Origin of the sequence: Roseomonas genomospecies 6, assembly GCF_008365375.1 — a bacterium.
Classification (GTDB): Bacteria; Pseudomonadota; Alphaproteobacteria; order Azospirillales; family Azospirillaceae; genus Azospirillum.
On the sequence record NZ_QOKW01000009.1, the window covers coordinates 169035 to 182273 of the forward strand.

General features: G+C 67.6%; 10 protein-coding genes. 5 read left to right on the plus strand and 5 right to left on the minus strand.

Translation table 11 applies throughout. The annotated features are described in order from the left end of the window. Positions 1–3 precede the first annotated feature (3 nt). A complete protein-coding gene (locus DS843_RS14050) occupies positions 4–1566 on the plus strand; it encodes a hybrid sensor histidine kinase/response regulator (RefSeq protein ID WP_149469509.1) in 1563 nt (520 codons plus the stop codon). Positions 1567–1569: 3 nt separating this feature from the next. Here DS843_RS14050 and DS843_RS14055 read toward each other — a convergent pair whose 3' ends face one another. Further along, positions 1570–2418: a DUF4743 domain-containing protein gene (locus DS843_RS14055; RefSeq protein WP_149469510.1), complete on the minus strand. Its 849-nt coding sequence runs from the start codon at positions 2416–2418 to the stop codon at positions 1570–1572. 131 nt (positions 2419–2549) lie between these two features. Here DS843_RS14055 and DS843_RS14060 point away from each other — a divergent pair, with 131 nt between their 5' ends. The 4 genes from DS843_RS14060 to DS843_RS14075 all read left to right on the plus strand — a co-directional run bounded on the left by DS843_RS14060 (position 2550) and on the right by DS843_RS14075 (position 8756). After that, complete coding sequence (locus DS843_RS14060; RefSeq protein ID WP_149469511.1) at positions 2550–2939, plus strand: response regulator; 390 nt, start codon at positions 2550–2552, stop codon at positions 2937–2939. An 817-nt stretch (positions 2940–3756) separates the two neighbouring features. After that, complete coding sequence (locus tag DS843_RS14065; RefSeq protein ID WP_149469512.1) at positions 3757–5703, plus strand: PrkA family serine protein kinase; 1947 nt, start codon at positions 3757–3759, stop codon at positions 5701–5703. Between the two features lie 50 nt (positions 5704–5753). Beyond that, the gene (locus DS843_RS14070) at positions 5754–7046 is read left to right on the plus strand and encodes a YeaH/YhbH family protein (RefSeq protein WP_149469513.1); all 1293 of its coding nucleotides are present in this window, start codon (positions 5754–5756) and stop codon (positions 7044–7046) included. A gap of 153 nt (positions 7047–7199) precedes the next feature. Further along, the gene (locus tag DS843_RS14075) at positions 7200–8756 is read left to right on the plus strand and encodes a SpoVR family protein (RefSeq protein WP_149469514.1); all 1557 of its coding nucleotides are present in this window, start codon (positions 7200–7202) and stop codon (positions 8754–8756) included. Position 8757: 1 nt separating this feature from the next. Here the strand turns inward: DS843_RS14075 and DS843_RS14080 are convergent, their stop codons facing one another. The 4 genes from DS843_RS14080 to hrpB form a co-directional block, all read right to left on the minus strand. After that, complete coding sequence (locus DS843_RS14080) at positions 8758–9051, minus strand: type II toxin-antitoxin system RelE/ParE family toxin (protein WP_149469515.1); 294 nt, start codon at positions 9049–9051, stop codon at positions 8758–8760. Further along, the gene (locus DS843_RS31770) at positions 9051–9179 is read right to left on the minus strand and encodes a hypothetical protein (RefSeq protein WP_286192089.1); all 129 of its coding nucleotides are present in this window, start codon (positions 9177–9179) and stop codon (positions 9051–9053) included. Before DS843_RS31770 ends, DS843_RS14080 begins: the two co-directional genes overlap by 1 nt. 129 nt (positions 9180–9308) lie before the next feature. Further along, positions 9309–10538 carry an adenylate/guanylate cyclase domain-containing protein gene (locus tag DS843_RS14085; RefSeq protein WP_149469516.1) on the minus strand — a complete coding sequence of 410 codons (1230 nt, stop codon included), beginning with the start codon at positions 10536–10538 and terminating at the stop codon, positions 9309–9311. Positions 10539–10686: 148 nt separating this feature from the next. Beyond that, entirely contained in the window at positions 10687–13230 is a 2544-nt protein-coding gene (gene hrpB, locus DS843_RS14090; protein WP_149469517.1) for an ATP-dependent helicase HrpB, read from the minus strand. Positions 13231–13239: the final 9 nt, after the last annotated feature.

The following is a 13239-nucleotide window of genomic DNA, read 5'->3' on the forward strand; positions in this document are numbered from 1 at the left end:
GCGATGCGAGAGGAGGAAGAGACGGGCACCGGCCGTTTCCCTGCCGAACCTGCCGGGCTGCGGCGGGTCTTCGACGCGATGGGCATCGCGGTCGCTCTGCTCGACCGGCAGGGGCGCATCGCCGACCTGAACGCGGCGATGCAGCGCGCGATCGGTTGTCCGCGGGATCTTCTGATCGGGCAACCGATGGCCGGCGCCTTCGTCTGCGGCGGCCGGGAGGGCGCGGCGGACCGCCTCGTCCAGGCGATGGACGCCGCGGGACTGGGGCTGGCCCAGGAACTGACCCTGACGGGCGACGGGATCTGGCTCGACATCACGCTGACGCCGCTTCCGGCCGACCCGGAGGGCGTCGCCCCAGGCATCGTCATGACCGCGCTGGACGCCAGCCGCCGTGTGGGGATGGAGGCGCGGGCGCGGGCGCAGGAGGAGAGCCTGCGCGCCGCACGGGAAGAGGCGGTGCGCGCCGGCAAGGCCAAGGTCCGCTTCCTGGCCGCCGCCAGCCACGACCTGCGCCAGCCCGCCCAGTCGCTGACCCTGTTCGGCGCGGTTCTGGCGGAGCGGCTGGCCGGTCATCCGCAGTTGCCCCTGGTCCAGACGATGAACCGGGCGGTCGATGCGATGCGGGCCCTGCTCGACGCCCTGCTCGACGTGTCGCGGCTGGACTCCGGGATCGTGCTGCCCGACGTGGCGCCCTTTGCGATGGCCGAGATGATGGAGCGGCTGAAGGCCGACTACGGATCGCGCGCCGCCGCCAAGGGGCTGGAATTCCGGGTTCACCCGCTGAAGGTCCGGATACGCAGCGACGCCGTGTTGCTGGAGCGGCTGCTGCGCAACCTGCTCGACAACGCCATCCGCTACACGGCGTCGGGCGGCGTGCTGCTGGCCTGCCGGCGGCATGGGATGCTGCTGCGCATCGAGGTGGCGGACACCGGCGTCGGCATCCCTGCCGACCAGCTCGACGAGATTTTCGAGGAGTTCGTGCAGCTCGGCAACACCGAACGCGACCGCAGCCTCGGCCTCGGCCTCGGGCTGGCGGTTGTGAAGCGGCTGTCGCGTCTGCTCGGCCTGCCGGTCCGCGTGCGGTCGCGCACCGGACGCGGCACACGCTTTACGGTGGAGGTTCCCTTGCACGCTTCCTGGAGTGTCGGTGGGACGGAACGCGCAATGCCGTCCCTGGACCGGTCCGGCGGTCTGGCCCTGATCATCGACGACGAGGAGATGATCCTGCAAAGCCTGCGGCTGGTGCTGGAGCAGTGGGGATGGGACGTGCTGTCCGCCGTGTCGGGGGAGGAGGCCCTGCGCCAGCTCGAAGGGGCGGAGCGGTTGCCCGACGTCATCATCGCCGACTACCGTCTGCGCTACGAGCGGACGGGGGTGGATGCGATCCGGGACATCCACGCCTTCGCCGGGGAGATCATCCCCGCCATCCTGCTGACCGGCGACACCAGCCCCGACCGCATCCGGGAGGCGCGGCGCAGCGGCTTCACCGTCCTGCACAAGCCGGTCACCCTGTCGGAACTCTCGTCCCACATGAAGGAGGCGCGGACGAGGGCCGTGGCGGAGTGAGGGTTACCGCCGCAGGCCCTTGACGATCGCCAGATAGTCCGGCTCCTCCGGCGTCAGCCAGCCGTGGCGGACCAGGAAGTCGATGACGACGAGGTTCACGTTGAACTTCCAGTCCTGCGTCTCCCGCACGGACTCCGCCACGCGCTCCAGCGGCCACAGTTCGAAGCGCTCGACCTCGCCGTCGGTGTTCCGCGGGACGAAATCCGCGTCGAGTTCCAGGTCGTAGAGGAACAGCGTGTCCTGCTTCAACCCGGCCTCCGTCTCCATGCAATAGGAGACCGCACCCACGGGAACGGCGCGGGAGGCCAGGGCGGCGTCGATGCCAGCCTCCTCCTGGGCTTCCTTGACGAGGTTCTCGGCCAGCGTCAGGCCGATGGGCTGGCCGCCGGCGATCAGGTTGTCCAGCTTGCCCGGCGACACCTCGCGGTCGCGGGCGCGGCGTCCGACCCACAGCGACAGGCCGCCGTCCGGCTGGCGGACGAATCCGTTGACGTGCAGGCCGTAGGCCGGGGTGCCGAACTGCGCCACCACCGCGCGGTCGATCCGCATCAGCGGTTCCGCCCCCCAAGCCGGGGTGACCGGGTAGAACTCGCCGCGCAGGGCGGAAACCGCACCCTCCTCCACGAGGAAGCGGGCGGCGTGCTCCAGCACGGAGGACCGCGCTTCGAAATCGCGCACCTCCGGCGCCAGCGTCACCCGCTCGGCGGTGACGACGAAGCCCGGATCGACGCCGGGAAGCTGTTCGGCCAGCGCATGGCGGACCCAGCCGAGGCGATGCCCCTCCAACTCGAACGGACGGAAGCCGGAAAGGTCGTGCGCGTTGCACGCGCGGATGTGGTCGAGGAAGCTCATGCGAATCCGTGTAGCCTCAGTACCGTCCGCCCGCAACCGTTCTTCCGTGGGCCGCCCCCCCGGAGCAGCCGATTGCAAAGGGCGCTCTTGCAGCGTACACACACGGCCTATCGGACTCAGGGGACAGGTCGATGCCGGCGGCGTTCGGGGATTTTTCGGTTCTGGTGATCGAAGACGAGAGCTTCACCCGCATGGTGCTGGCGAAGATGCTGACCACGCTGGGCTTCGGCGCCGTCCATCAGGCCGCCGACGGGGAGGCCGGACTGGCCGCCGTCCAGGCGCACGATCCCGATCTGGTCGTCTGCGACGTGGAGATGCGGCCGATGGATGGGCTGGGGTTCCTGAAGGCGTTGCGGGCCAGCACGGATGCCCGTCACCGAGCGCTGCCGGTGGTCTTCATGACGAACCGCGCCGATCAGAGCCGCATGGACGAAGCCGCGGCCTTCGGCGCCGACACCTTCATCGTCAAGCCGGCGACGCTGGACTCGCTGAGGGGGACGCTGGGCGCCAAGCTCGGCTGAGGAACCGCGGCGGCGGCGGTCACACTTTTTCCCCACCTGTGGCATGCCTGCAAGGCCGCTGCCAAGCCCTTGATTCCGTATGCCTTCGCGCTTTCCAGGCAATGGTGCGCCGCAACCAAATCGCCGCCTCACCCAAATTCCGCCTTGTTGATCTGCTGTGATGAGGCTCACCATCTCTCTTTGGAAGGGGCGGACCGTGCCCATCGCCCATGCGGTAATGCCCCAAGGCAAAGCAGCGGCGACGCGTACGGAAGTGTGTTGTTAATGTTTGGTGGGCACACTTATTAACCGCAGCGCCCCATTAACCGTAGCGCCTTGGTGGGTTAAGGCGCGTGGATGCTCTGGAGGTCGATGGCGTGATCGGCAAGGTCCAGCGAGTCCCCGACGAACGGCATCCGGACCCTGTTCCGGAAGCCGGCTGGAAGTCTCAGCCCCGCCGACCTTCATTCTTTTCACCCGGCTTCCAGCCGGTGCATACGTCCCGGCCATTCCGGACAACCCGGCCGCGTGGTCTATTACTGAAGACCAGCTTGGCCGCCTGTACGTCTTTTCAGTCTATCAGGGCTTTCCTCCTGGAAAGCTCTAGGTCGAGCATTACATTCAGTTTTGAAGAATTCGAGTTTGGCACTCCGAAGGGGGCGCTTCATTTGAACGGCAACTCGATAAAAGGTCTGGCTTTCGACGGTGAGCGGAGACGCCGTGGGACCGTTGGGTCTGCGACGCCCCGGATTTCGCACCTGCGGCAGGTGCCGCCCCCGCCGTCCGGGTCTCCCGGCGGCAGCCCCGACGCATCGGACTAAGAGATACGGAGCGAGGAATGTTCCCGGCCGACGAACTGTTCACGCGCTATACGCAGTCCTATGAGGGGCGCCGTGAGGTTGAGATGAGCCTCACGGAATACCTCCAGGAATGCCGCGACGACCCGATGATGTATGCGTCCGCACCGGAGCGCATCCTCGCCGCCATCGGCGAACCGGAAGTCGTCGACACCGCCAAGGACCCGCGCCTTGGCCGCATCTTCATGAACCGGACGATCAAGGTCTATCCGGCCTTCGCCGACTTCTACGGCATGGAGGAGACGATCGAACGCATCGTCGGCTTCTTCCGCCACGCCGCGCAAGGGTTGGAGGAGCGCAAGCAGATCCTCTACCTGCTCGGCCCCGTGGGCGGCGGAAAGTCGTCGCTGGCGGAGCGGCTGAAGTCGCTGATGGAGAAATGCCCGGTCTACGTCCTGAAGGCCGGCAAGGAGATCAGCCCGGTCTTCGAAAGCCCGCTGGGCCTCTTCAACCCGGAGGAGATGGGCGACCTGCTGGAGGACCGCTACGGCGTCCCGCGCCGCCGCCTGACCGGCCTGATGAGCCCCTGGGCGGTGAAGCGGCTGGACGAGTTCGGCGGCGACATCTCCCGCTTCCGCGTCGTCAAGCTGCACCCCAGCAAGCTGCGCCAGATCTGCGTCACCAAGACGGAGCCCGGCGACGAGAACAACCAGGACATCTCCTCGCTGGTCGGCAAGGTCGACATCCGCAAGCTGGAGATGTACAGCCAGAACGATCCCGACGCCTACAGCTTCTCCGGCGGCCTGAACCGGGCCAGCCAGGGTCTGCTGGAATTCGTCGAGATGTTCAAGGCCCCCATCAAGATGCTGCACCCGCTGCTGACGGCGACCCAGGAAGGGAACTACGTCGGTTCGGAGAACATCGGCGCCATCCCGTTCCAGGGCATCATCCTGGCCCACTCGAACGAGGCGGAGTGGCAGTCCTTCAAGAACAACAAGAACAACGAAGCCTTCATCGACCGCATCTGCGTCATCAAGGTCCCCTATTGCCTGCGCGTGCAGGAGGAACAGCGGATCTACGACAAGCTGGTCAAGGGCTCCGACCTCGCGACCGCGCCCTGCGCGCCGTCCACGCTGGAGATGCTGGCGAAGTTCTCGGTGCTGTCGCGCATGCGCGATCATCCGAACTCCAGCCTCTACTCCAAGATGCGCGTCTATGACGGCGAGAGCATGAAGGAGACCGATCCCAAGGCCAAGTCCATGCAGGAATACCGCGACCAGGCGGGCGTGGACGAGGGCATGGACGGCATCTCCACCCGCTTCGCCTTCAAGGTGCTGGCGGCGACCTTCAACTACGACTCGACCGAGATCTCCGCCGACCCGGTCCACCTCATGTACATCCTGGAACAGTCGATCAAGCGGGAGCAGTTCCCCGACGACACCGAGAAGAAGTACATCGAGTTCATCAAGGCCGAGCTGGCGCCGCGCTACGCGGAGTTCATCGGGAACGAGATCCAGAAGGCGTATCTGGAGTCCTACAGCGACTACGGGCAGAACCTGTTCGACCGCTATGTGGACTACGCCGATGCGTGGATCGAGGACCAGGACTTCAAGGACCCGGACACCGGCCAGCTCATGAACCGCGAGCTTCTGAATCAGGAGCTGACCAAGATCGAGAAACCCGCCGGGATCGCCAACCCGAAGGATTTCCGGAACGAGGTCGTCAAGTTCGCGCTCCGCGCGCGGGCGGCGAACGCCGGGCGCAACCCGTCCTGGACGTCCTACGAGAAAATCCGTGAGGTGATCGAGAAACGCATGTTCTCCCAGGTGGAGGATCTGCTTCCGGTCATCAGCTTCGGGTCCAAGAAGGACAGCGAGACCGAGAAGAAGCACAACGAGTTCGTGTCGCGCATGATGACGCGCGGCTACACCGAGCGGCAGGTCCGCCGGTTGGTCGAGTGGTACATGCGCGTGAAGCAGGCCGGTTGACGGCCTGCCTCACCACACGAGCCTGAACGGGTAGGAGGGGCTCCCCCTTGATGAACATCATCGACCGTCGCCTGAATCCGCAAGGCAAGAGCCTGGCCAACCGCCAGCGTTTCCTGCGGCGCGCCAAGGAACAGGTGGTGAAGGCGGTGCGGGATGCCTCCGGCAAGCGTGGCATCCAGGACATCGAAAACGGCGAGAAGGTGACCATCTCGACCGGCGGCGTGCGGGAGCCCTCCTTCCACCGCTCCGGGGCCGGTGGCGTGCGCGACTACGTCGTGCCCGGCAACAAGGAGTATGTGGAGGGAGACACCATCGCGCGGCCCGAGGGCGGGGGCGGCCGGGGCGGCAACGAAGGCAGCCCGGACGGGGAGGGCGACGACGATTTCCGCTTCGTCCTGTCGCGCGAGGAGTTCCTGGACATCTTCCTGGAGGACCTGGAGCTTCCCGACCTCGTCAAGCAGAAGGTCAAGCAGACGGAGTCCCATTCGCTGACACGGGCGGGCTATTCGGTGACCGGGTCTCCGGCCAACCTGAACCTCGTCCGCACGATGCGGAACAGCCTCAGCCGGCGCATCGCGCTGAAGCGGCCCAAGCCGGCGGAGATGCTGGAGCTGGAAGAGCTTCTGCGCGAGGCCGAGGACCGCGGCGACGATCCGGAGAAGCTGCGGGAGATGCGCGACCAGTTGGAGCGGCACTATCTCCGCTCCAAGCGCATCCCCTTCATCGACCCGATCGACGTCCGCTACAACCGGTTCGAGACGGTGCCGAAGCCCATCGCGCAGGCGGTCATGTTCTGCCTGATGGACGTCTCCGGCTCCATGACGGAGCACATGAAGGACCTCGCCAAGCGCTTCTTCATGCTGCTCTACCTGTTCCTGAAGCGGCGCTACCGGTCGGTGGACATCGTCTTCATCCGCCACACCCACGAGGCCAAGGAGGTGGACGAGGACACGTTCTTCTACTCCACCGAAACCGGCGGCACCGTGGTCTCCACGGCGCTGGAGGAGATGCAGCGCATCGTCAAGGAGCGCTATCCGGAGAACGAGTGGAACATCTACGCCGCCCAGGCGTCGGACGGCGACAACATGTCGTCGGACAACGCGCGGTCGGCGGGGCTGCTGCGGGACGGCATCCTGCCGCTCTGCCAGTACTTCGCCTACATCGAGGTGGCGGCGGAGCACAACATGGGCCTGTCGGCGCTGGGCCGCGAGACGGAGCTGTGGCGCACCTACAAGACGGTCCAGGGGCCAGACCTGCCGCTCGCCATGCGCCGCGTCCGCTCCCGCCGGGAAATCTTCCCCGTCTTCCGCGACCTGTTCGCCCGGGACAAGGTGGGGGTGTAGCCGTATGAGTCTCACCACAGAGACACGGAGGCACGGAGCTGTTCGCCTTTCTCCTCCGTGCCTCCGTGTCTCTGTGGTGAATTTTCCCTTGAGTTTCCAACCAAACCGCTCGCGCGCCATCGAGAGTCGCGTAGAAAGCGTGGGAGGCTGACAATGACCGCTGTGATCGACAAGCCCGACAGCCTGCTCTACGACGGGGCGGACTGGGATTACGACAAGATCAAGCGCGTCTACGACGCCATCGAGGACATCGCCCTGAAGGACATGGGGCTCAGCGTTTATCCCAACCAGATCGAGGTCATCACCGCCGAGCAGATGCTCGACGCCTATTCATCCATCGGCATGCCGCTGATGTACAAGCACTGGTCCTTCGGCAAGCATTTCGCCCGCGACGAGATGCTCTACCGCAAGGGCTACCGCGGCCTCGCCTATGAGATCGTCATCAATTCCAGCCCCTGCATCAGCTACATCATGGAAGAGAACACCATGACGATGCAGACGCTGGTGATCGCCCACGCCGCCTTCGGCCACAACCACTTCTTCAAGAACAACCAGCTTTTCCAGCAGTGGACGGACGCCGAGGGCATTCTCGATTACCTGGAATTCGCCAAGGCCTACATCGGCCAGTGCGAGGACCGCTACGGCCACCATGCGGTGGAGCGGGTGCTGGACGCCGCCCACGCGCTGATGAACCAGGGCGTTCACAAATACCCGAAGAAGCGCAGCCTCGACCTGCGGCTGGAGCAGAAGCGCGAGCGGGAGCGGCAGGAATACCAGGAGCAGACCTTCAACGACCTGTGGCGCACCGTGCCGAAGGTCGCCGTCGGCGGCAGCCGCCCGTCCAAATCGGTGTCGGAGCGCAAGAAGCTGCTCGGCCTGCCGGAAGAGAACCTGCTCTATTTCCTGGAGAAGAAGGCTCCCCGGCTGGAGCATTGGCAGCGCGAACTCCTGCGCATCGTCCGGCACATCGCGCAGTATTTCTATCCCCAGAAGCAGACCAAACTGATGAACGAGGGGTGTGCCACCTACACCCACTACACCATCATGAACGAGATGCACCGGCGGGGGATGATCACCGAAGGCGCGATGCTGGAATTCCTGCATTCGCACACCTCGGTGGTGTTCCAGCCGGAGTTCGACGACCAGCGCTTCTCCGGCATCAACCCCTACGCGCTGGGCTTCGCGATGATGCAGGACATCCAGCGCATCGCCGAAAATCCGACGGATGAGGACCGCTACTGGTTCCCCGACCTCGCCGGGCGGGGCGACGGCATGGGCGCGCTGCGCGACGCCTGGGCCAACTTCCGGGACGAGAGCTTCGTGCTCCAGTATCTCAGCCCGCACCTGATCCGGAAGTTCAAGATGTTCAGCGTGCGCGACGACGCGGAAGACCCCTATCTGCTGGTCGAGAACATCCACAACGAGCGCGGCTACCGCGGCATCCGCAAGTTGTTGGCGCGGCAGTACGATCTGGGCTTCCTGGAACCGGACATCCAGATCGTGGACGTCGATCTGGCCGGCGACCGCAAGCTGATCCTGCACCACCGCGTGACCAACGGCGTGCTGCTGGACGAGAGCGACGCCAAGGCCGTGCTGCGCCACATCGCGAACCTGTGGGGCTACGAGGTGCAGTTGGTCGAGGTGTCGGCCCTGTCCGAGGCCATCCTGAAGGAACACGCCGTCACCGCGCCCAGCGGCGTGGGGGGGTGAGCTATTTCCTGAACTGGCGTTCGATGTCGCGGGCGGAATGGAGGATGCGGGCAACGACGATCCCGTCCTCCGCCGCCCAGTAGAAGATAACGTACCGGTCGAGTGGGCTGCACCGCAGACCGGGTTTCAGATCATACCGCGGACGGCCAACGGCCGGCCGTTCCGCCAGCATGGCGCACCGGGCCTGGATGCGCTGGATAAAACGCGCCGCGGCGACCGGATTGTCTTCAGCGATGAAGGTTGCGATGGCGTCCAAATCCGCTTGGGATGGATCGGTGAAGACGATCCGCGGCATCAGTCGTCTTCGAAGACGTCATCCGGTGGCGGGCCAAATTTTGCATAGAGCTTTGCAAAAACGACATCGCCATCAGTCACCCGGCCCTGCATGAGCGCGTCATAGGCTTCGCCGATGTCAGCCTTCAAGGCGGCGAGCTTCGACTCGTCGTCTGTGACGTGAGGCGGATCGCAGACGGGGCGGGGTTGCGGCTTGACCATGAGCGTAAAATAGCATGAACAGGCCGCTTTTCCACCACGCCATTCCGGAGGGCGCGGCTATTGCCCCGCCGCCTCCGGGTCCAGCGTGTACAGCTCCTGCGGCCGCCCCACGCCGCGCAGCAGGTAGCGCCCGACCGAGATCAGCCGCTTCCGGCAGTCCGGAGCGGATTCGGCAAAGGCCGAGGACAGCAGGATGTCCTGGTCCAGCGACCGGCACATCGCGGCGATGCGGCTGGCCTCGTTCACGGCGGGGCCGACGACGGTGAAGTCCAGACGGTCCACCCCGCCGATGTTGCCGTAGAACACCTTTCCCTGGTGCAGCCCCAGATAGAAACGGGTCACCGGCAGCCCGGCGGCGGAGCGGCGGCTGTTCAGCTCCTTGCAGCGCTCCCGCGCCTCCTCCGCGGCGTCCAGCGCAGCGCGGCAGGCGTCCCCGGCACTGGAGCGGTCGAAGACGGCCAGGATGCCGTCGCCGATGAACTTCAGCACCTGCCCGCGATGTCGGTGGATGGCCGTCACCACCAGCTCCGCATAGTCGTTCAGAAGCGGCAGGATGACCTCCGGCGCCGCGGTGTCGGTGATGCGGGTGTAGCCCTGGAGATCGCTGAACCACAGCACAGCGTCCAGTTCCTCCGCCACGCCGCGTCGGATGTGCCCGCGCAGGACCCGGTGGCCGGCGTCCCGCCCCAGATAGGTCTCGGCCAGCGTGTTGGCGATGTGCGCCATGGCATGGCCGCGCAGGGCCAGCGCCAGCGTCCCGGTGAGGGTGAGAAGCGCGTCCCGCTGCGCGTCGCTGAAACCGTCGGGATGGTGCGACACCCAGGAGGAGAAGATGCAGTCCAGCTCTCCGATGGCGGCGCGGGCGCCGAGCCGGTTGACGATGGCCATGTAGTCGGTGGCGCCCTGCGCCCTCAGTTCCTCCACCACCGGGAATTCGCTGTCCCCGCCAGCCCTGTCCAGCCGCAGCCGCAGCATGGTCTCGCCGGTGGTGTAGAGCCGGTGGAAGGGGCTGCGCAGCCATTTCTCGTCGATGTCGGGGTCGCCGTCGCCGCCGCCGTAATCGGTCTGCCGGACCTCGGCGGCGTTGCGCCCGGTGCTGTCCCAGGTGACGACATGGCCGGCGATGGTCGGGTGCAGCGTGTCCGCGCCGACCACCGTCCGCGTCAGCGGCACGCCCGCCGCGACCAGCCGTTCGCAGAAGCCGCCGATCAGGTCCGTCTCCGGCACCCCCCGCAGCCCGGCCTCCGCGATCCAGCGGCTGAGGTCGAGAATCCCTTGCGCATCCATGCCCGCCATCCTGCTCCGCGACGAAGGCCGTGACCCTTTCCCCGCGACCGTTCGGAAGTCGCCGGTTGTCCGCAATTCGGCGGGCATGGCCCGAAAGTCAAGCTCCGGCCCGAAAACCCCTCATCGCCCGCCCCTCATCGCCCGCCCCTCATCGGCCACGGGGTTTCGCCCGGGCCGTGGGTTCGGCCTCCAGCGGGTTGTCGGGCCAGTAATGCTTGGGATACTGGCCCTTAAGGTCAGCCTTCACCGCCTTGTAGGCGTTGGCCCAGAAACTGGCGAGGTCGCGCGTCACCTGCACCGGGCGGCGGGCCGGGGACAGCAGGTGAAGCAGCAGCGGCACCCGCCCGCCCGCGATGCGCGGCGTCTCGGCCAGCCCGAACATCTCCTGAAGCCGGACGGCCAGCACCGGTTCGTCCCCGCCATAGTCGATGGGGATGCGGGAGCCGCTGGGCACCTCCACATGGGTCGGCGCCTCCTTGTCCAGCCGCTGTTGCATCGCCCAGGGCAGCAGGCCGCGCAGCGCGTTCCCCAGCTCCACCCGGTCCAGATGGGCGCGGCGCGACGCGCCGTTCAGGAAGGGTGCCAGCCAGTCCTCCATCGTCTCCAGCAGGGCGGCGTCGGAAACGTCCGGCCATTCCTCCCCTTCCCGGCGGCGCAGGAACAGGACGCGCGTCTGCCATTTGCGCAGCTCGTCGGTCCAGGGCAGGGCGGCCAGCCCCATCTCCCGGATGCCCTCCAGCATGGCGGCGGCGATGGCCTCGGCGGGCGGGTTGGGCAGGCGCTCGTCCTTCAGCGCCAGGGCGAACAGCATCCGGCGGCGGCGGGCCAGCACCGTCTGCTCCCGCCCGTCCCAGGCGACCACGGTTTCGCTGCGGATGTGCTCGGCGAAGGCCTCCTCAAGCTCGGCCAGAGTGAGGGGGGCGGCCAGGAAGATGCGCGATTCGCGGGCGGCACCGTCCAGGTCGGCCACGGCCAGCCAATCCTGGGCGGTCAGCGGCTCGGCGTCCTGGAAATAGGCGCCGCGCCCGTTGGACAGCCGGTATTGCGCGGCGGCCCCGCCCGCATTGCCGCCGGGCCGGCGCTGGCCGATGCGGTCGGGATAGGCGAGCGCCACCAGCAGGCCGGTGTTGCCGAGGTCACCGCCGCCATCGCCCTTGACGCCCAACTGCCGCTTCCACTGGCGGGCCTGCTTCAACGCCTGCTGGGCGCCGCCGCGCTCCACGGTGAGTCCACGGCCCGCGCCACGGACTCGTCCCTCGTCATCCAGCCCGCGCAGAAGCTCCACCCGCAGCCGCAGATCGGCGTCGCGGAAGCCCGGCTGCGCCCGGACGATGTCGCGCTCGCCGAGCAGGGCGGCGACCTCGCAGGCCAGCGCCGCCAGCCCCATCGCCTTGCCCTTCAGCATCATGTGGGCCAGCCGGGGGTGCACGCCGAAGCCGGCCATGCGGCGGCCATGGGCGGTGATGCCGCCGTCCGCGTCCAGCGCCCCCAGTTCCCGCAGCAGCTCCCGCGCCTGGGCCATGGCGGCGGCGGGCGGCGGGTCGAGCCACGCCAGCGACGACGGGTCGGAGACCCCCCAGACCGCCAACTCCAGCGCCAGCGGGGCGAGGTCGGCGTCCATGATCTCCGGCGGGGTGAAGGGGGTCAGGGCCTTGTGCGACGGCTCGGGCCACAGGCGGTAGCAGACGCCCGGCTCCAGACGGCCCGCGCGGCCCCGCCGCTGCTCCGCCGACGCCTGAGAGACCTTGGCGGTGACCAGCCGCGTCATGCCGCTGCGCGGGTCGAAGCGGGGAACCCGCATCAATCCGCCGTCCACGACGATGCGGATGCCCTCGATGGTCAGGCTGGTCTCGGCGATGGGGGTGGCGAGCACGATCTTGCGCACGCCCGGCGGGCTGGGGGCGATGGCGCGGTCCTGCGCGTCCGCCGTCAGGTCGCCGTAGAGCGGGGCGATCACCGTGCCGGGGCCGAGATCCGCGCTCTCCAGAAGGCTCTGCACGCGGCGGATCTCCCCGGCGCCGGGCAGGAAGACCAGCGCGTTGCCGGTCTCCTCGCGCAGGGCGCGGCGGACGGCGGCGGCCACGGCGTCCTCGATGCGGGTGCCGGCGGCGGGAGCGTCGAGGTGGCGGGTCTCCACCGGGAAGGCGCGGCCCTCGCTGGTCACCATCGGCGCGTCGCCCAGCAGGGCGGCGACGGGCGCGCCATCCAGCGTCGCCGACATCACCACCAGCCGCAGGTCGTCGCGCAGAGCGCCGCGCGCCTCCTGCACCAATGCCAGCGCCAGATCGCTGTCGATGCCGCGCTCGTGGAACTCGTCGAACAGCACGGCGCCCACCGCCGGCAGTTCCGGGTCTTCCTGAAGCTGGCGCAGGAACAGGCCGTCGGTCACCACCTCGATCCGGGTCCTCGGCCCGACCTTCGTGTCCAGCCGCACGCGGTAGCCGACCGTCTCCCCGACGCTTTCCCCCAGCATCGCGGCCATGCGGCGGGCGGCGGCGCGGGCGGCCAGCCGCCGCGGCTCCAGCACGATCACCTTGCGCCCGGCCAGCCAGGGCCGGTCGAGCAGCGCCAGCGGCACGCGGGTGGTCTTGCCCGCCCCCGGCGGCGCCTGGAGGACCGCCATGCCGCGCCCGTCCAGCGCGGCCAGCAGCTCGGGAAGGACGGGGTCGATGGGAAGGGGCGGGATGCTCATCGGGATGTC